This is a genomic window from Mycobacterium lepromatosis, from assembly GCF_000975265.2.
Lineage (GTDB): Bacteria > Actinomycetota > Actinomycetes > Mycobacteriales > Mycobacteriaceae > Mycobacterium > Mycobacterium lepromatosis.
This window is the reverse complement of the sequence record NZ_CP083405.1, coordinates 2,730,757-2,750,865: the sequence shown is the minus strand read 5'-3', so window position 1 is coordinate 2,750,865 and position 20,109 is coordinate 2,730,757. Positions and strand designations below refer to the sequence as shown.

Here is a 20,109-nt window from a genome sequence, read left to right as displayed (position 1 = left end):
AATCTGCTGTGGAGTGAACAAAACAGAACAGGTCGATGATCTGGGTAAATATAATTACCCAACAACTCGACTCAGTTCAGTGGCTTGGGTAGGGTATAGAAACTAACTGATTGGCACCGGCGTCGTCTGTGTCTTATGGTGGTAGAACTAGCAGGCTCGCTAGCCCGATACAGCAATTGCTCGCCCAGCCGAATCCATACCACACCTGGCTGACGTTGACGATCGATAAGGTAGAGATTCAAGAGCGTCAACATCATCGGCATGGCAGCCTACAGCGGTGCCAAGTCTGCCTCCCCAGTTACGATAGCTGCCAATATACACGCCGACGGTCTCGCCACGCCGAACCAGCAGACAAGGGTGAACAACCCATCTTAGTAGCGGACATGAAAGACTTTCAGTGATCTTCAGAAGGAACCGCTTAGCCAGACATCGCGGCACCGTCAGCATCCCGTGCTCCCCGATGAGTGTCTGAAACTGCATAGCGACAGCCACAAATGCAATGCAGTAGATGGCTGTCGCGCTATGCTTAGGAACCAATCGGTCCAGCCAATATTCTTGTTCCGTAAACCATCCCATGGCAACAACACCGGTGACAGTCGTGGAAGCGATCGCCGCCGCTCACGTCTCTGTCGAGAAGTGCGTGCATCATGACGGCCCCATCGACCATCCAGGCATGAACCTGGCATCCTAAAGCGTTCCCGTCTGCATCCTACCAGCGTAATTATAGGCACACCTCAAAGCCGAGCAAGCAACTGCAAGCAGTCACTGTTGTGTAACATTTTCCCGACAGCTGCCCGGCTTCGGGCCGTTTGTGTCGCCAGGAACGTTAGGAACGTACCCGTGCCCACCGCGCTGGCGATCCGATTGGACAGCAGGCCTACCGTGCGCTTTCGATGCTGCCCGGAGAACGATCCGATCAGTACCCGGTTATGCTCATCTATCAGCTCGATGACGTTGACAGCTGGATTTATTACCGAGGTAGCTTGGGTATCGATGTTGGCCCGCATGCCTTAGAATGTGACGAGGAATTCTTCGAAGGTTGGGATTGTCTCCCCGGTTACCTAGTCCGTTTTGTGGAAATCCCGCCAATACAACCGGTAGGCCGTTCCTGGAATTCCCGTAGCCGACTCGAGTCTCGGGTAATGAAAGATCACAGCTGTGGCGTTGCGGGTGGCGCGAAATCGGTCTCGATGTAATGAAATCCGAGCTTTGCCGCCTTGGGGTATGCGCCATCCTGTTTGTCAACAACTTAGAGGAAGTACTTCACCTGTGCACCAAAGCAATCCGTCAAGTAACCCACAAATACTGCATGCTAATATGTGTAGCTGTCGCTCATCAAATAACTACTCCGTGCGGCCTTGCTGCGGCGACGCCACTGATGCAGCCACCGCGGCAAGCGAAATTAATGCCAGCAGTTGAACATTCGCGGAATGTCCGGAGTATCCATCGACCGATCGCCACGGCTGTCGGGACAGTACAGCTCCGGCTAGAATCAGCCCACCCGCGCTTAAACCGACGGTAAGATCGTTGCGCCACCGCTGTCGGTGGCGCAACACGTGCTGTATACCGATTGTAGCACCGACCACAACAACCCCGGCCACGCCGGCGATCACCGCTCCGGCCGGCAACACTGCGACCGCGGACAAGATTCCAGGTGTCCATGGTTGTGCTGCCGCTTCAGCAGCACATTCACTTCGCCTACCCCATAAGGCAAGCAAGGCTAATAGCGGCAGCAATGCCAGCCCCGCCGCCAGACCAGGCCGGTACAGTGAGTTGGCGGTGAAGGTCAACGTGATGGTACCGGGGTTCCCCGCCGGCACTAGCCAACCCTGTTGCCATCCGTTTACGGCGACCGGCGTCAAGCGGACTCCTGTACTGGTATGAGCCACCCAGCCAGGGTTGATGCTGTCGGGCATGACCAATATCTGGGAAGTCGCCAACGCTGGGGCGCGCACTTCGCGTCGACTGGGACCCCACTGGCCGGTATCTGCGGACACTGTTCTGGCACTGGGCAATTCGGTGCTGTCCTGAGTCGATAACTGCGCTCCGTCCACGATGAACGCAGCGCCAGGGCTGATCAACAACTCTTGCTGGCCTGCCGGCAGTGCTATAGGATCGCGTTCGCAGGGGACCGCGGCGACCGGGTCGCCATCCAGCAGTGATGCTGCTGTGGTCCGGATCGAGGTGTGCACAAATCGGCCCGCGATTGCGATTACTGGCCCGTGGTCGCAGTCTACGGTGATTTCACGGATGCGGTTGCGGCTAGCGTTAGCGGGTGCGATCGGTTTGCCGTCTGTCCCGAGCACCGCGACCTCGGCCAGCCCCGGCGGTTTGAGCTGATCGAAGCCCAGCGCGTTGCGGTCGATTACGTCGTTCCAGTCCAGCAGGCTAATCGTGAGAGTATCGGTTACTTGGGGCTTCAGCGAAAGCGTCTGTGGTTCACCGGACTGCAATTCTCGAACTTGTGGGCCATTGCCCAGGTTGACCGCCACTATCGTCGGGTGCGCGGGCAGTGTTGACCGGCTGGGTGCTAGCCGCAGCCCGTTGACCTCGGTGGGCCGCGGAAGGACGAGGGTGAGTGTCGGCGGGGTCTTGTGCTGCACCACCCGTTGCGGTGCCGTCCACGAAGTGGCTGGATTGCCGTCGGTGGCCGCATATGCCGAACCAAGAATGTCGACCGTGTCGGCGTCACCGTAGGCTCGGGTGGTCTTCGGTTCGACGACCAGGTCCGCCAGCTTAGAGCTCTGTCGTGGTCGTACCCACAGCATCGGTGTCACCAATATCGGGTTGGGAACGGTTAATGTCCGGCTGAAATTGACGGGTTCTTCCGGTGCTAGCGTCATCGATGCTGCGCAACGAACGTTGTCGGGCGCCGGAGCGCAGCCCGGTCTGCCGAGCAATTCCGATCCCAGGTCCCACCTCGCGACTGCCCAACCCGGTGGCGACCCGGGAACCAGCGCGGTGTGCCGTAGATTGACCGGGTGAGCGAATCCGGACGCGTCGTACTGGGTGATCGTTAGGTCTGTGATGCTGAACTGCACCCCGGAGGACCCGTCGTCAGTGGCGGCTGCGGTGATCCTTACCCATGGGGTTTCACCGTAGGGTAGCGCTGCTGCGAGTGGCTTGCCAGCCTCATCGACTTGCAAGTTGGTAGTGCCGTTGACGGTCTCGATCTGGATGCGCCTAACTTGGGCTCCGACAGCAGTCGCGCTGGGCGTGACGGTGATGACGGCGTTGGTTACCGGGTGGTCGAAATCGACTTGCAGCCATTGACCGACGGCGGGCTGCAGTGCGTTGGACACCCACGAGGTCGCTGGGTCGCCATCGACGGCGGCGGCCGGTGAGGTTGCTGGAGCGACATCGGGCATCGAGGTGGCATCCGATGACGAGCTTGACGCTGTGATCCTGCCACCGCTCCAACCGCCGAATATCATTTCGGCGCCAGGGACTGGATAGTCGGGTACTCGGTTGAAGGTACGCCGGGCGTCGTTAGCTGCGCGGATCGCCGACGAGTGCTGGTCTACTCGGCCGTAGTCAGTCTCGCGTGCTACCGGAGTATCGGTTATGGTGACTTCAGCCTTGCTGGGTAGTGGCAGACCGGCTAACTGGGCGTCTGCGGTCATCAGCGCCGGACCTAATGCAGGCTGTCCCAGCAGTCGGCGCCGTTCGTCAAGACGTAGCAGCACTTCGGGCCCGCCATCGATGCGGGGAAGTTGGTCGGTGTCAGCGAAGTAGGGTTTGCCGGGATTGGTCCCATCGCTAACGGCCACCCGATAGATCTCGATCGCTGGGTACCATGGGCGCAATTCGCTGTCGGCAACGAAACCTGTTAGCGTGCTGGAGCCCACCGGTGCACCGAACTCCGCTACTTTTTCCAGCCGTGGTGACCCGGCAATGGCCCGGTGTACCAGGATCGGGCGCGCTGAGCGCGACGTGTCGGGATCCAGATCATTGCGCAGCACCAAATAGGCAATGCCTTGACGGGCAAGGGTATCGGCCAGGCCAACCGACGGGCGTCCGGAGGCGAATAGCCGTTGCACCGAATCCAACGCCCGGATGGCCTGCGGCGGAATCAGCGGGATGGAGTCGCGCACTCCCCACGGGCTACTGCCGAGCACCTGCAGCGGCTCGTCGTGGCTGGTGCCCCACACCTGAGTGGCGAACGGTGCGCCTGGAACCACAAGGACCCGTCCAGGTGTTGGTATTCCCGTGTTGTGTTCGCTGAGCCAGTCGCTGGTGTCGTGCCAGTATTGAGGTATCGCGCTGAACGTGCCTGGCGGGGTGAGCCGACCCGTCCACGCTGACGAGGTGCTGACCATCAGCGCGGTCAACACCGCTACTGTCGCGGCGACTCGTTTGTCGCGTTCGGGGTGGGCAAAAGAGCTCAGCCACACCGACACCGGCGCGCTGCCCGGTAGGGGGATCCGGCCCAGCAGCCCGGCGATGCCCAATGCGAACGGGATTCGGATTACCGACTCCAGTTTGTGTACGTTGCGCAGTGGTGCGCCGCTGGCGTCCAGGAACGCCTGCACCGCCTGCGCCAACGGCGAGCCCAGCCCACCGCTGTAGCCGGCGGATAGCAATACCACTCCGATTACCAACATCGTCACCAGACGACCTCGAGCTGGCATCCCAGTGCTAGCCAGCCCGGCCAATCCGGCCGCCGCTACTAGACAGGTGCCCAGGATGGCCACCGACTCGGTGACCAGTGGCGTGCCCGCGGTAGCGGTTTGTGCAACGAAGGGTGTCCAGCTGTCTGTGCCGCGTAGCATCTCAACTAACGACGACCATTGCGTGGTCACGCCGGAGGATTCGATGAAGTCCAAGAACGGGGGACTGACGCCGTGCAGCAGACCCAGCGCCACCACCCACCACAGCGTTGCCAAACACAGTGCTAACAGCCACCACCCGGTGTAACGCCACCATAAGCGGTTCGGTCGGTGACAAGCCCACCAGATCGCTGCAGGAAGACAACCGGCCAGCGTTGCAATGGCGTTAACTGCACCCATCAACGCGACCGCCAGCCCTGCCTGGGCGGCACGTGCCCGCACTGACCTGCCCGGAGTTCCCTGCAAAGCTAGAATCGTGGGCAGTAACACCCACGGCGCCAGCATCATCGGCAGAGTTTCTGACGAAATCGACCCCAGTGTGGTCAGCACCCGCGGCGATAACGCAAACGCCACCGCGCCGATCGCGCGGGACGTTGGGCTGCCGATGCCCAGCGTTTCGGCTACTCGTAGCAGTCCCCAGAATCCGGCTGTGAGCAGCAGCGCCCACCACAAACGCTGGGTTATCCATCCGGGTGATCCCAGTAGCTGTCCGATAAGAAAGAAGGTGCCGTGCGGAAACAGGTAGCCGTAGGCCTGATTCTGCACCTGGCCAAACGGCAGGTCGCTGTTCCACAGGTTGGTCGCGCGGGCCAGAAAGCGCAGCGGGTTGGTGGTTAGGTCCAGTTTGGTATCGGGGGAGATCTGTTCTGGGGATTGCGCGAACGTCAACGTCAACGCGACGACCCCGATCAATACCAACCACCAACGCGACAGTGGCGCCACGGACGAGTCCTGCGGCGTTTTCACCGGACCCGCCTCGGCGGCCGTTGCCGCCGGGCTCGAGCTAGATTGCCCGGCTTTTCCCGGGTCGCCGCACCTGCCCGCATCGTCGCCAGATTAGGTACGGTTGCCGTACTCGATCCGGTTGAGTACTGAGTACTGTGGATCGCCCCCGGGAAGTGGTGGCTTCGTGTCCTGCTGCACCATCAACGTGATTCCGAAGATTGTGGCAGCGCCGAGCAACAGACCAACTACTACGCTAGCGGCTGCGGGCGCAACGATCCGGCTCATCGATGGCTCCTCGGGGTGTATGGTCGTGGATAGCGACAACCTAGCAGAGGCTCGGTCAGCATGACCGCGGTCGTCACCCAACCTCGGTCGGCGGGTGCCGGGTGGGGTGGTGCACGCACGACTAACAGCCATGACACCATGGTTCGATGGCTTTTCCTCGCACTCTGGTTGTGCTCGCTGTCGCATCGGCTCTGGTGGTGACTTGTGGCAACGACGTCGCACAGGTTCCTGACCCAGTGTCGATCGTAGCCGGGAAGCTTACCGCCGCTTCGCCGACACCGGCGTGCGTCGATCTCCCAACATCTGTGCCGACGACCCTGTCCACCCGCGACAAGCTGGCTCAGCTGCTGATGGTAGGCGTAAGTGATGCGGCCGATGCCAAGGCCGTTGTTACCGATCATCACGTCGGCGGCATCATGATCGGCAGCTGGACAGACTTGTCGATGTTGACCAACGGCGCACTGACAGACATCACCCGCAATTCGGGACCGCTGCCGCTGGCGGTCAGCGTCGACGAAGAAGGTGGTCGGGTGTCGCGGTTGAAGTCGCTAATAGGGACGGCATCGTCGGCTCGGATGCTGGCACAGACCAGTACTGTTGACCAGGTCTACGGCATGGCGCTGGACCGTGGCCACAAGATGCGCGATCTCGGTATTACCATTGACTTCGCTCCTGTCGTCGATGTGACCGACGCCCCGGACGACAGCGTGATCGGTGGTCGCTCATTTAGCTCGGACCCGGCCGTCGTTACGGCCTACGCCGGGGCGTACGCGCGGGGTCTGCGCGACGCTGGCGTGCTGCCGGTACTCAAGCATTTTCCCGGCCATGGGCATGGCTCGGGTGATTCTCACATCGGCGGTGTCACCACGCCGCCGCTCCAAGACCTGCAAACCAACGACTTGGTTCCCTATCGGACGTTGGTGGCCGACGCCCCGGTCGGCGTGATGCTCGGTCATCTGGAGGTTCCCGGGCTTACTGGTGACGACCCGGCGAGTTTGAGCCCCGCCGTGGTGCAGTTGCTGCGCACCGGAGCTAATTACGGGGCCCCGCCCTTCAATGGTCCGGTCTTTAGTGACGATGTGTCCAGCATGGCTGCGATCTCTGACCGCTACGGGCTGGTTGACGCTGTTCTGCGCACCTTGCAAGCCGGCACCGACATCGCGTTGTGGGTCAGCACCCAGACGGTGCCTACGGTCTTAGACCGGCTAGAGAAAGTAGTGTCCGCGGGCGAATTAGCGATGTCGGCCGTCGACGCTTCAGTTGTGCGGGTGGCCACCATAAAGGGTTTCGGCTCGGAGTGCGGTCGCTAGCACGGCCTGCGTGGCAGCTGCGCCGGTGCTTACCCTGGAGTCAGATTGTCAGGTTAAAGGGGCATGCGATGGCAGGTGGTACTAAGCGGATACCGCGTGCTGTTCGCGAGCAGCAAATGCTGGACGCTGCGGTGCAGATGTTCTCGGTCAACGGTTACTACAAGACCTCGATGGACGCCATCGCCGCCGAGGCGCAGATTTCCAAGCCAATGCTGTATCTGTATTACGGCTCCAAGGAAGACCTCTTCGGCGCCTGCCTGAACCGTGAGATGAACCGATTCATCGCTGTGGTACGTGCTGATATCGACTTCACGCAGAGTCCGAAGGACTTGCTAAGCACCACAATCGTGTCGTTCCTGCGTTACATTGACGCCAATCGGGCGTCTTGGATCGTGATGTATACCCAGGCGACGAGCTCGCCGGCGTTCGCCCAGACGGTGCGTGAGGCACGCGATCAGATCATCGAACTGGTGGCCGGGTTGATGCGGTCAGGCATTCGCAGCCCGAGATCGGACCATGAATACGAAATGATGGCCGGGGCACTGGTGGGCGCTGGTGAGGCAATGGCCACCCGGCTTACGACCGGTGACATCGCCGTCGATGAGGCCGCCGAGTTGATGATTAATCTGTTCTGGCACGGACTCAAGGGTGTACCCGCGGATCGAGATTTCGACCCTAGCATTGTTACCGACTAACGTATTCGTGCCGTGGCTGAACTAATCTTTCTCTTCCGAAGATCTCCTCATCGCCAGCAGGCGAGCCAGCCACCGCTACCTGGCTTTCTTTTGCTTGCTGGTTTTTGCTTACAGGTCATTCTGGTCATTGTCGGCGTGCTGGCCGGGATCGTTGGTTTGGCGCCAACATTCGTCTTGTGCTTCGTCGACCACCTGACGTATCACATACACTTTCGGTATGTTATTCGTCGACGTCACCGCCAGCAGTCCAGTCTGCCGCGCGCTGGGGCCGCTGGTCCGCGATTACTTGGCAATGGTCGTGTGGTGGGTCTTGCGGCGCAGCACCGAAGTGCCGCCACTGGCGCAAACAATCGCTCGCAGTGACCGGATACCGGTTGTTCTGGAGAACATCGCGGCGCGGTGCTGTAAGTGCTACTGGTTGGCTCTGGGGCATCCCTAAGTTGGGAAGGGAGCTTCCCGCTAATTCGCAGGTGGCTGAGGCGGCTGTCGCGTCACGATCGTGAGATCTTGCTAGCCTGCTTACGGTTGGTGCCGGGCTAGGTGCCGGTTTACGCTGTTCCAGCTGGCCGGTGCTCTAGGTGCCGTGCTGATTACCTCACAGCCCGGCCATCGCAATCTGCTAAAACAGCATGGGCGACCAACTCGTGCTGGACTGGCCTGGTGTGGAGTAGACGTATCTGCTGACCTCGTATGGGCTGGCCTTAGTTCCGCTAGCCCATTGTTTGCCAAACGCAACTTGATCGCCGCGATGACGCGGCCGGCCGCTATGGTGCTAACTTCGCGGCACTTGCCCGGCGGGGTGGCGGGTTGTCGCCTTTTGTTGGCATTGGTGGCCAATCTTATGCTGGGCAACGGCCGAAGTATCCTGACGGTCCGTCTGGCCCAGCGGGTTCACCCTGTTCCCAGCGTTTGTGCTTCTGGTTTTGAAAGTCGCTACTGACCGCACGGTTCTTGTGCAGCGGCGAGGCCGGCGTAACGCTCATCCCGACACTGGCCACCAGTGCGGCAGCGGGAGCCGTGTTGTTGTTGTTGTCGATTCATTGGCTTTCCGGGACGCACCTGCATATTCCTGCGGTTTCGCTGGCCGGTGCAGCCGGGGTACTTGCAGTTACCCAGGGCTCGCTTGTCTGGTCGGCCATTCTTCGTCTGGGAACTCTCCCAGCCTCACGCTCTGGCTGTTTTTTGCTTTTCTGCTAACCACGGGTGGCGCGCACAGATTTGAAATACTGCTTAGGGGATTTTTTTCCCACTCCGGTGCAACGCCGAAGCTCGATTAGCGTGCGCTACACGCCTCGCACGGTACCTGCTAAGTGCGTATAGCCTTTGGCGATATTGCGCAGTGTGAGGTCCCAGCTGCCAGCGCCTTCGTTGACATATAGCCCCGCGGTGGCGGGTAACACCACCGGCTTGACGAACCGGGCCGAATAGTGCACAGCATCCGGAAGTCGAGCTTCGATGTTGGCCAATACCGCTGCGGCACTGAACATTCCGTGCGCAATAGTAGTCGGGAATCCGAATAACTTGGCGACGATCGGGTTAGTGTGGATTGGGTTGTGGTCACCGCTGACGGCGGCGTAGCGGCGGATCTGCCCGGGGGTGATCTGCAGTACGGCGTTTGGAGGGAGAAATTTGGGCTGTTTCTGGGGCGGTGGTTTGGGCTCGTCGGACAAGCTGGTGCGTTGCTGGTGCAGGAAGGTAGTAACCTGATGCCACGTGGTGTAGTTACCGACGCTAACGTCGGTAACTACGTCTACCAGCAGGCCCTTTCTATGTTCGCGGAGGTTCTCGGCATGCGCCTGCACACCGACAACGTCGGTCACAGCGATCGGCCGGTACTGCGTGATGTGATTCTCTATATGTACCGATCCCATTGCAGCGAAGGGGAAGTCGAATTCAGTCATCAGCGACATCAGAGCGGGAAAGGTCAACGTGAACGGGTATGTTAGCGGCACGTGATTGCCGTACTTTAAACCGGTCACCGACGCATAGGCCGACACGTTCGCGTGGTCGATGGGTAGTTCTTCGACGGTCACCCTCCGGTTGGGCAGCTGGTCTGTCCGGGGCAGAAGTGGTAATGCTCCGATAATCGCGCGCAAAGTATTTTTCAAGCCGCTTGGCTGGCCCACTGTGTTCTCCTTGAGGGAAAAAATTCCTTCTTAACTGTCGTAAGACGAATCCGAATGTCAATCTTGTTCAGGCTGCAAGAAGACAATTTCGGTGACATCAATATCATATATGACCCTAGGGTCGTGCAGGGTGTTGACAGTAGGTGTGTATCAAGAGTTCTAACAGGTCCGTAAGGCATGCGTGCATATCCTCACGGGGTAATCGAATCGGTGTGGTATCTACAGGATTTCGGAGGGCAACTCTTGTGCATGATCAGAGAATCCGCTACCGTAAGCCGCTTTAATCTCCATTTTGAGCGAGAATGCTAGCTGACTCGGTGGACTGATGCACAAATAGTAAAGCACCACTTAAGGTTGCAGATCTCTGAAGAGAAACAGCCGCTGAGGAAATCATGCAATCAGTCTTCGGTCCAGCGGATATCCAGTTGTGCACGTGGTAAAATTTTTCTTTTATGGTGCGTAAGATCCCCACCGCCGAAGTTCTCCTGCGCGGCCGTTATAGTGTTGCACCCTGGACGTCATGGCAAACGACGGCACCTGCTTTCTGCACCCTATTCCTTCAAGAGACGTCCGGCAGCACATGGCGAAGAGTAGTAGCCACCAACGCTAGGGTTCCGCACGTGCAGGTGGAACCGGAGTGTCGGTACAATCCCATCCAATGGAAACGGCCGAAACAGCTTATGAAGAGCTTGTATTCGTTAACTTCGCAGCAATCTTGTTGATTTTTTAGCGATTATGTCGGGCTTGCTCTATTGGGTCCATCAAACTTCTTTGGATATAAGAATCTTTTGGATGCTGCAATATACTAAATATACTATTCTGCAAAGTCGTAAGAAGTCCGAAAGAGTTGACCTCGACTCGACACACGTAGTTTGACAACGTTTAGTCGGCCGATTAAATGGTGCTGTCATCGATATTAAATATTTACTGGCTACTAAAAATTTTAGTCACCACGATATTTTTATAAAGCCGTCACGATAGCAGGACGCACGATAAACGAGGTTATCGCACAAATTTTTCATAGCAGTTGGTTGATCTGTCCATGTTGGTGTAAGTGTTGCCGCACAGAGGTTTTCGCTTCAGCGTCGAGTGGAACGATTCGATGAGGTTATGCACCGGGCATTGCCTGGCCGCAGACACGAATAATATTTCCTGTCACAGCGTTGGACGCCGGCATAGCGAAGTAGGCAATGGTCTCGGCAACATCTACGGGCAGGCCACCCTGCAGCAACGAGTTCAGTCGGCGTCCCACTTCACGGGTGGCCAGCGGGATATCGGCCGTCATTGGAGTTTCGATGAATCCCGGTGCGACGGCGTTGATCGTGATGCTTTTCTCGGTCAGTCTCGATGCTAGTGCCTGGGTGAGACCAATCATCCCGGCCTTAGTGGTGGCGTAGTTCGTCTGACCGCGGTTGCCCGCAATGCCGGCCATCGACGACAGGACGATCACCCGCCCGCCTTCACTGATGCTGCCGTTCCCGACTAACTCTTCGGTAAGACGTTGCGGGGCAAGAAGATTAACCTCCAAGACGGCATCCCATCTGGAATCGTCCATGTTGACCAACAGTTTGTCGCGGGTGATACCAGCGTTGTTGACCAAGATGTCGGCGTGCCCGCCGTGATTGTCACGCAGGTGCTGGGTGATTTTGTCGATGGCATCATCCGCGGTGACGTCGAGCGACAGTGCTGTACCACCGACCCGGTTGGCGGTTTCATCCAGCGCCTCGGCTGCGGATTCCACGTCGATCGCGATGACCCGGGCGCCATCTCTGGTGAACACCTCGGCTATGGCCGCACCGATACCGCGTGCTGCGCCGGTCACGATGGCTACTTTGCTATCCAGCGGCCGATCCCAATCGGTCGGTGGGGTGGAGTCGGCTGCCCCGACATAGAAAACCTGGCCGTTGACGTAGGCCGACTTGGCTGACAGGATGAATCGCATGGTGGAAGCCAGGCCCGTGGCGGCCGGTTTCGCATCTGGTGATATGTACACCAGCGCCACCGTGGCGCCGTGGCGCAATTCCTTGCCCAGCGAGCGGGTGAAACCCTCCAGCGCGCGCTGTGCGATCCATTCGTCGGTGCTGCTGGCCGCCTCGGGTGTGGTGCCGATGACCACGACGCGTGCACAGCGGCTAAGGTTACGCAGCAGGGGAGTGAAAAAATTGTGCAGTCCTTTCAGTTTGATCGGCGCCGTAATACCCGTGGCGTCGAAGACGAGCCCACCGAATGAGTCGGTCCAGCGACCGTCCAGGTTGTTGTCTATCAGGTCGTAGTCCTTTTTTAGCGTCGCACGCAACGGCTTGACCAGCCTGCCGCCACCGCCGATTAGCAGGGATCCGGATAGCGGGGCATCGCTCGGCCGGTAGCGTCGAAGTGTTTCGGGTCGCGGAACGCCAAGTTGTTTCGCCACAAACGATCCAGGACCGGAGCCGACAATCTTTGAGAGCAGATCGGATGAGCGCTTGGGGGCCATTGAGCTGCCTTCCGTGTCGGGTGTGCCATTATTTGAGCCAACAGTATCGAGGAAAACAAACTTACTTGAGAGTAATAGCAGGGGGTATTGTGACTTTTAAGAGCTTATCCCCCAACTGATAAGCTCCGGAGATACACGGAGATTACAAGTGGCCTCTGCAAGTTGTGTAGCACGTAACAAAACCATTCAGAAGGCCACGCTCGCTAAGCAAAGAATCGTCGTACTGGGCGCCACGATCGCATTCTGTTCGCGAGATCAGATGGCGCTTATGCCGACGGCGTCCAACCAGGACATGTTCACCGCGGCTTTTGAGTGGTCTGGTGGACCTTTCCGGTCTGGCTGGTGAACGATTAGGCATGGTGATTGGCGGCGCTGTACTCAAGCACAGCCGCGACTTTAACCTGATACGCGAATGCGTGCTGGGGTCGCAGCTGTCGCCATACACACCTGCGTTCGACCTGCGGCAAGCTTGCGGAACTGGTCTGCAAGCAGCGGTCGTGGCAGCTGATGGCATTGCCGTTGGCCGCTATGAGGTGGCTGTTGCCGGCGGAGTCGACACCACTTCGGACGCGCCGATCGGCCTGGATGACAACTTGCTGAAGCTGCGCCGATTCGAATCCGACGTGCAACGGCTGAAGCTGGTGGGTACACTGTTTACCAGTATCGGGGTCGAAATCCCCGCCAACAGTGAGCCCCGCACTGGACTGTCGATGGGAGAGCACGGCCGCCACCGCCAAGAAAATAGGGATCAAGCGGGTTGAACAAGACGAGCTGGCTGCCGCTAGCTATCGCAATATGGCTGAAGCCTACGATCTGGGCTTTTTCGATGTACCTGTCACGCCGTTTTTGGGGCTCTACCGCGATGACAATCTACGGCCCAACTCTCATGTAGAACAGTTGGCCACATTGCGCCCGGTTTTCGGAGGTTCAGGCCGGTGACGCGACGATGATGGCGGGAAATTGCACTCCGCTGACCGCCGGCGCCTCGGTCGCGTTGCCCGCCACCGAACAATGGGTAGCTGCGCATGCGTTGACCCCGTTTGCCTACTGGGTAGATGCGGAGATCGCTGCGGTTAACTACGTGAGCGGAAGTGACTGCCTGCTAATGACGCCGACTTACGCGGTGCCTTGGCTGTTAGCCCGCGACGGGCTGGGCGTTCAGGCTTTCGATTTCTACGAAATCCATGAGGGACTTGCCTCGGTGGTGCTGGCGCATCTGCAGGCGCGGGAGTCCGAGGAGTCTTGTAGGGCGGGTTGGGCCTCAATGTCGCGCTTGGGCCGATCGATCGGTCTAAGCTCAATGTCAACGGTTCATCATTGGCTGCTGGTCATCCCTTTGCTACCACCGGCGGACGTATACTTGTGCAGACCGCCAAACAACTTGCCGAGCAGAAAGCAGCACAAAGAAAAGGGGGGGCGGGCCGTTGCGGGCTTTGGTTTCGATTTGTGCTGCCGGCGTTCAGGGTGCAGCTGTGATTCTAGAGGCTTGAGGCAGGTTACCAGTTTCCCCCTAACCATAAGACGAGACAGGGGCGGTGCCGTGAGAATTTGTGCTGTGCGGTTGGTGCTTAAGCTAGATACGCTAGATGGGGTATTTTCGATGGTTGGCGGCCTCGTGTCTGATTTGAATCCCCGCCCCAGACAGCAAGACGGGGCATTCTTTGGGTCGATCGTTGGTCAGCGGACATAGGGTGGGAGCACGAAAAGGCCGTTGTTCCGTTGTTGGAAGGAGTGTGAAAGTATCCAGCGGCGGCATTTTTAGATATCACTTACATTTTTTAGAGACTACCGGGCGGAAAAGGCTACGACCACCGGATTCAAGGTCCCCCGCTTCAACGTGGAAGCGGGGGACCTTGCAGTTATGCTTGCCGTCGGCTAGAAGGCGGCTTCGTCAAGCTCCATGATGTCGTTGTCCAGAACTTCAAGCACCTCGCGAGTGCTGGTCAAAAGTGGCAAGAAGTTCTTCGCGAAGAACGACGACACCGCGACCTTGCCTTCGTAAAAGGAACGCTCAGCGCCGATAGCGCCGGCATCGAGTGCCTGCACGGCCACCGCGGCCTGGCGCTGCAGCAACCAGCCGATGATCAGGTCACCGACGCTCATTAGGAAGCGCACTGACCCCAGACCCACCTTGTATAAGCTGGTGACGTCTTGCTGTGCTGCCATCAGGTAGCCGGTTAGTGAGGTTTCCATCCCGTGGATGTCGGTTAGGGCCTTGGCCAGCAATTCGCGTTCACTTTTCAGTCGACCGTTACCAGTCTCGCTGTCGACGAACTGCTGGATTTGGCCCGACACATAGGACAGTGCCACGCCTTTGTCGCGGACGATCTTGCGGAAGAAAAAATCCTGCGCCTGGATGGCGGTGGTGCCTTCGTACAGTGAGTCGATCTTCGCGTCACGGATGTATTGCTCAATCGGGTAGTCTTGCAAGAACCCCGAACCACCCAGGGTCTGCAGGCTCTCGGTGAGTTTCGCGTAGGCTTGCTCGGAGCCCACGCCTTTGACTAAGGGCAGCATCAGATCGTTGATCTTGACCGCCAGCTTGGCGTCCACGCCGTGCACCGCTTCGGCAACTGCTGCGTCCTGGAACGTGGCGGTGTAGAGGTACAGCGCCCGCAGACCCTCGGCGTAGGCTTTTTGAGTCATCAGCGACCGGCGCACATCAGGGTGATGTGTTATGGTCACTCGTGGTGCGGTCTTGTCGGTCATCTGGGTCAGGTCGGCACCCTGCACACGGGACTTTGCGTATTCCAGCGCGTTCAAGTAGCCGGTCGACAGGGTAGCAATCGCCTTGGTGCCGACCATCATGCGTGCCTGCTCGATGATCTCAAACATCTGCGCGATGCCATCGTGCACCTCGCCTACCAGCCAGCCTTTAGCGGGCACGCCGTGCTGGCCAAAGGACAGTTCACAGGTAGCCGAGACCTTAAGGCCCATTTTATGCTCGACGTTGGTGACGAAGACGCCGTTGCGTTCGCCGAGTTCGCCGGTTTCGAAGTCGAATAGGAATTTGGGCACGAAAAACAGTGACAGGCCTTTGGTGCCAGGCCCGGCACCCTCAGGGCGGGCCAGCACGAGGTGGAAGATGTTTTCGAATAAGTCGTCGGAGTCACCTGAGGTGATGAATCGTTTGATTCCATCAATGTGCCAGGACTCGTCTTCTTGCTGAACGGCCTTGGTCCGGCCGGCACCCACGTCCGAGCCGGCATCTGGCTCGGTGAGCACCATGGTCGAACCCCAATTGCGCTCGACGGCCCACACCGCCCACTTTTTTTGCTCCTCGGTGCCGAGGTGGTAGAGGATGTTAGCGAAGCCGGCGCCACCAGCATAAATCCACACCGCCGGGTTAGCGCCCATCAGATGCTCGTGCAGCGCCCATACTAGCGCCTTTGGCATCGGTATACCACCGAGCGCTTCGTCGATGCCAGCCTTGTTCCAACCGGCTTCGGCTACTGCTCTGCAGGATTTCTTGAATGACTCTGGCAGCGTAATCGAGTGAGTTTCGGGGTGGAATACTGGCGGGTTGCGGTCGCCTTCAGCGAACGATGCGGCGACGGGTCCTTCGGCTAGACGGCTGACCTCGGTCAGTATTTCCTGGGCAGTGTCGGTGTCCAGAGTGTTGAACTCGCCTGCACTGAAAGCCTTGTTCACGCCCAACACCTCGAAGAGGTTAAAAACCTGGTCGCGAACGTTGCTTTTGTAGTGACTCACTACGTTCCTCCTAGTATGTTGAGAAAATCATCAAGAGGTTGGGTACCCTGGACTAAGTTACCCACCAGTAACGCTGAATAAAATATATCATCAGTCAATCTAGTTCAATCAAAAATATATCCAGCCAAGTAATATAGCGATATATCAACAATATATTAAATATATTAAGTCGGCTATAGTTCAACGTAAACAGATGCGAATTACTATTGCACCGGTCAACCTACCAACCAGTTGACGAGGATCTTTGTATGGCACCGGAAGCCCCTGTCATCTGCAACGATGGTGTACAAGATAACCTCAGTGTTACTCAACATCATCACCAACCAGCTGCTGGAGTTGCTATACTGCCCATAACGACGGCCGATTAATTAGCGTAATCGACCTCACTCAACTACCGCCAAATAGATCCATACCAGCCTAAACCCGATCTCGGGTCGGTATGAGGTAGGCCGCTCAACAAGACCACCTGTCAATTGTTCTATACTGGCTTCAGCCTTGGTGACGGCAATGCCCCGCCGTTAGGCAGGATGCTCGCAGATGATGCGCAACCAAGCCTACGGCTGCCGCTGGATTCGATCAGCTGGTAACGTCCGCGCGTGTCGTTCGGCGACGATCCAATGACCGTCTGGCACGTATTGTCGGCGGAAACCAACACCGCCGCAGCTCTGCTCGAGGACCCCGGCCCCGCACCGGCGACCGCGATGGTCGCGGAATCCCCATATCGACATCGGCCTGAAGCGTATACTGATCATTTAGGATCGATGATCTGAACCATCTGTGGTTGCAGGAATCCACGCGATGGTCAGCTATGTTGCCCGGGATGCTCGGCTAGTGGGCCGCTACGATGTGCGGTATGGTGCGGACATCGGGCGGCCCGCCTAACGTGTTCGATTCAGACTTCGCTGGGATATTCGTCGCGCTAATTCGCTAATTAAAGTTGTCCGGTATCCTGCGCACCCGCGGCCATCGCCCACGGTGTGGGTGCGCATTGTACACCGGGATGCTAGGGCGCTCCCCCCTGCCTCTGCCCGGCCCTGGTAGCCAATGCCTGCCAATGTGTCGCTACTCCGGTCATGGTGGGGACCACGCTGGGAACTGAGACTGGATCGACGTTGAGCCACGAGGCGGGGTGTTTGTCGTCAACATTGGCGAGTTGCTCCAGATCACGACGGTCGGCTAACTGCATGCCACCGAACATCGGGTCACCCTGCATCAACTGGCGGCCGAACAGATTGCGGTGCCGTACTTCCTCAATTTTAATCCACGGCTGGACGCGTGGATATCGATGCTGTCGTCATCCGCCTAACTAGCAGTCCGTGTGGTTACCCGGTCGGTGTTGCCCGAAAACCGGTCAGACCTGTCCGACTCTAAATATTTCTAAATATTTCTCGGTTTATGGGTGCAATGCTTGGAAGAGCAGATTGCGGTAGCACCCGGATATTCCCACCTCGCAAGGGTATTCACCAGGCACTCCTGGTCTGTGTGCAACCCAGCGGATAGGGTCTAATGCGAGAAATGAACAGCCTGACACCGTCCTCACTTCGTGAGGCCTTCGGCCACTTCCCGTCAGGGGTGGTGGCTATCGCGGCTGAGGTCGAAGGAGTTCGGGAAGGTCTAGCGGCCAGCACCTTTGTTCCTGTGTCCTTAGAGCCGCCGCTGGTGTCGTTTTGTGTGCAGAACGTTTCGATGGCGTGGCTCAAGCTCAAAGCTGTACCGATGCTGGGCATCAGTGTGCTGGGCGAGGCCCATGACGAGGTGGCGCGCACGCTGGCCACCAAGACTGAGGATAGGTTCGCCGGTTTAGAAACGGTGTCCAGCGACACCGGCGCGGTCTTCATCAAAGGAACCAGCCTATGGCTAGAAAGTGCGATCAAGCAGCTGATTCCTGCTGGTGACCACACTATTGTGGTGCTTCGGGTTAGCCAGGTCACCGTCGATCCCGACGTGGAGCCCATTGTGTTCCACCGCAGCATGTTTCGTCGGCTCGGCTTCTGACAGCACAACGAGCGTTTATTTCGAAGTGAAGGTGTCCTGTAATGTGTACTTAGGGTGGACCCTGCACGGATGGGTGACCGTTGTAGATTTGCCTTCATTTGCTCGCGTGCGTTAAGAATATCACACAAACGTGAACAACACTAAGGGACTGGGCGCAAGATACTCGCATCGAAGACCGCGACACTTAAGCCACTGCGACGACACGAGAAGATCAGCACAGCTTGCAATTTCGGTGCCTGAGATTCGGTATGGTTTCAGTGCTATTATTGCTTTTCAGGATTATGTAGCTAGAATAACTAAAATCTTCTATTCAAGTAGTCGCAACTCTCAGCGGCGAAACAACTTGCTACTCAGTCATACCACAGGATCGGTTTTGCGTTCGTCGACTAGCTCTTTCATCGGTATCGATGCTCTATAGATGTTTTCTGGTGAAATCTCGTTTCAGCTCTTGGTGTAGTAGTAGTAATCCAGGCCAAGCTCTATGTGCATACCGTTATTATTGATGTCGGTCGCGAGTGTTCAGCAGATGCATCTCCAGCTTGACGATCCGCATCGAGAACCGCAGTCCGGCGAACTCCTGATTGTTTTCTAGTCGTCGCGTACCACGTGGCAGATATTTTGGTACAGGAAGCATTCGATGCATTTTCGGAATTCCTGCGAGTGTTGGACGTCAACTTGCGTCATAAGATATTCACCGGACTGCAGTGCCTCGAGTAGCGCAAGCGCTGGGACCTCCCGCGTTTTCTCCGAATGTCAACATCCGAATCATACACATCAGTCCTGGTTTGCCGTTGATCTCCGACGGGCATGATCCGCACCGGCCCTGCAGTTCCAGCGCACCGCGCGGTTGGTCGGGAGTCTGCGTACGTTGCAGCCGGAGAATGATGTCAAGCACGATCTCGTTGATTTCGACGGTGACGGTGCAGTCACAGAGTGCGCTACCATCTTCGTCGCCGCGCTATACTCGCATCCTCACGTTGTAGGTCATGTAGCATTTTCGTCTTGGCCGTTCGACCAGCTCTTCATCGGTTTAAGATTTCGTTAATCCCGAGATTTCGAAGAGTTCCAGCTAGTCGGGCTGCATGGTTACCTGAGGTTTGTAGGTGATGGTGACGTGCGCACTGTCAGCTTTGCCGCTGATGTTTTGCTTTGCCCGACACACTAACAAGGTCTTGCGTCAAGCAAGGGGTCCATATCGGAAGGGCTGCTGCAGCTTTTGGTGCTTTCCAGAGTAGCCGTAGCCACGAACTCGCTTACCGGGCAGCATGTTGCGTAGATCAGTGTTAGATTCTAGCCTAGGTGGTAATTGTGCGGCGATGTCGATATCGGCGAGCTACATGAACTGAGATACATTGACGGTAACCGTAGCTTGATGTCTGCAGGCATCATTATGGTACGTGATGTCGATGTAGGCCGCGCCGTGCGGGCTGCTTCGGCCGGTTTTAACCTCGGAATTGGTCTTGCGCAACTTCATCGTGCGGCAGCAAGTCCGGCGTGTTATAGGCGAAGTGATTGTCCTTAGCCATTGGCTGGCTTCTTGTTCGGTTTAAATGTACTGGCCTTTGAACACCGGCTTTATGTAGTCGAACATGAACCGTTTGCTGTTTGAGTTCTTCAGAACCCCGCCGCTGCGAATGAATACCTTTGGTGCCCAGGATGCCTGTCACGCTGGGGGTCACCCCATGCCCGTCTAGTGAAACTAGACGCACTCCATGTTGATTAGCGATGCGCCATCTCGCAGCGCCAGGACATTCTCGTCTCCAGTGTCCTCTCAGAAATTCGAAGCCACCTTGAATGACTTGCCGATGTTGCCGGGGGCCGGCACAACAGCGGACGCCTCGAACACTACGAACCGACTGCTTTCGCACAAGTAGCCGAACGTGCCGGCTACCCGTTCCCCGTTTTTTTGGACCATCCTTTTGTCAGCTCGGGGATCTTTCACTCGGCGAAAGCCTTGAT

The 20,109-nt window shown here is 57.8% G+C and carries 11 protein-coding genes and 3 pseudogenes; 6 read left to right on the top strand and 8 right to left on the bottom strand.

Annotated features, from left to right (window positions below):
* The first annotated feature begins 893 nt into the window (after positions 1-893).
* On the top strand, positions 894-1,196 hold the full coding sequence (locus MLPF_RS13030) for a hypothetical protein (RefSeq protein ID WP_175266505.1): 303 nt from the start codon (positions 894-896) through the stop codon (positions 1,194-1,196).
* 147 nt (positions 1,197-1,343) lie between these two features.
* Here the strand turns inward: MLPF_RS13030 and MLPF_RS13025 are convergent, their stop codons facing one another.
* Positions 1,344-5,552 carry an alpha-(1->3)-arabinofuranosyltransferase gene (locus MLPF_RS13025; RefSeq protein WP_045843943.1) on the bottom strand — a complete coding sequence of 1,403 codons (4,209 nt, stop codon included), beginning with the start codon at positions 5,550-5,552 and terminating at the stop codon, positions 1,344-1,346.
* Between the two features lie 114 nt (positions 5,553-5,666).
* Complete coding sequence (locus tag MLPF_RS13020) at positions 5,667-5,840, bottom strand: DUF2613 domain-containing protein (RefSeq protein WP_082082447.1); 174 nt, start codon at positions 5,838-5,840, stop codon at positions 5,667-5,669.
* A gap of 146 nt (positions 5,841-5,986) precedes the next feature.
* Between MLPF_RS13020 and MLPF_RS13015 the strand changes: the two genes are divergently transcribed.
* The 3 genes from MLPF_RS13015 to MLPF_RS13005 all read left to right on the top strand — a co-directional run bounded on the left by MLPF_RS13015 (position 5,987) and on the right by MLPF_RS13005 (position 8,284).
* Positions 5,987-7,150, top strand: a complete 1,164-nt coding sequence (locus MLPF_RS13015) for a glycoside hydrolase family 3 N-terminal domain-containing protein (protein WP_045843917.1) — start codon at positions 5,987-5,989, stop codon at positions 7,148-7,150.
* A 68-nt stretch (positions 7,151-7,218) separates the two neighbouring features.
* Positions 7,219-7,845 carry a TetR/AcrR family transcriptional regulator gene (locus tag MLPF_RS13010; RefSeq protein ID WP_045843916.1) on the top strand — a complete coding sequence of 209 codons (627 nt, stop codon included), beginning with the start codon at positions 7,219-7,221 and terminating at the stop codon, positions 7,843-7,845.
* Positions 7,846-8,062: 217 nt separating this feature from the next.
* The gene (locus MLPF_RS13005) at positions 8,063-8,284 is read left to right on the top strand and encodes a hypothetical protein (protein WP_082082442.1); all 222 of its coding nucleotides are present in this window, start codon (positions 8,063-8,065) and stop codon (positions 8,282-8,284) included.
* Between the two features lie 844 nt (positions 8,285-9,128).
* Here the strand turns inward: MLPF_RS13005 and MLPF_RS13000 are convergent.
* Positions 9,129-9,971, bottom strand: a complete 843-nt coding sequence (locus MLPF_RS13000) for a MaoC/PaaZ C-terminal domain-containing protein (protein ID WP_045843915.1) — start codon at positions 9,969-9,971, stop codon at positions 9,129-9,131.
* 1,108 nt (positions 9,972-11,079) lie between these two features.
* Complete coding sequence (locus MLPF_RS12995) at positions 11,080-12,444, bottom strand: 3-oxoacyl-ACP reductase (RefSeq protein ID WP_045843914.1); 1,365 nt, start codon at positions 12,442-12,444, stop codon at positions 11,080-11,082.
* 184 nt (positions 12,445-12,628) lie between these two features.
* Here MLPF_RS12995 and MLPF_RS12990 point away from each other — a divergent pair.
* Positions 12,629-13,934 (top strand): annotated as a pseudogene (locus MLPF_RS12990) (acetyl-CoA C-acetyltransferase).
* Between the two features lie 385 nt (positions 13,935-14,319).
* Here the strand turns inward: MLPF_RS12990 and MLPF_RS12985 are convergent.
* Positions 14,320-16,155: an acyl-CoA dehydrogenase gene (locus MLPF_RS12985; RefSeq protein WP_045843913.1), complete on the bottom strand. Its 1,836-nt coding sequence runs from the start codon at positions 16,153-16,155 to the stop codon at positions 14,320-14,322.
* Between the two features lie 1,003 nt (positions 16,156-17,158).
* A complete protein-coding gene (locus MLPF_RS12980; RefSeq protein WP_045843912.1) occupies positions 17,159-17,368 on the bottom strand; it encodes a hypothetical protein in 210 nt (69 codons plus the stop codon).
* Positions 17,369-17,661: 293 nt separating this feature from the next.
* Between MLPF_RS12980 and MLPF_RS12975 the strand changes: the two genes are divergently transcribed.
* The gene (locus tag MLPF_RS12975; RefSeq protein WP_045843911.1) at positions 17,662-18,150 is read left to right on the top strand and encodes a flavin reductase family protein; all 489 of its coding nucleotides are present in this window, start codon (positions 17,662-17,664) and stop codon (positions 18,148-18,150) included.
* Between the two features lie 354 nt (positions 18,151-18,504).
* On the opposite strand, the pseudogene MLPF_RS12970 reads toward MLPF_RS12975, so the two are convergent.
* Both MLPF_RS12970 and MLPF_RS17990 read right to left on the bottom strand, forming a co-directional pair.
* A pseudogene (locus tag MLPF_RS12970) lies at positions 18,505-19,057 on the bottom strand (succinate dehydrogenase/fumarate reductase iron-sulfur subunit).
* Between the two features lie 440 nt (positions 19,058-19,497).
* Positions 19,498-20,038, bottom strand: a pseudogene (locus MLPF_RS17990) (FAD-binding protein); the annotation flags it as partial.
* Positions 20,039-20,109 lie beyond the last annotated feature (71 nt).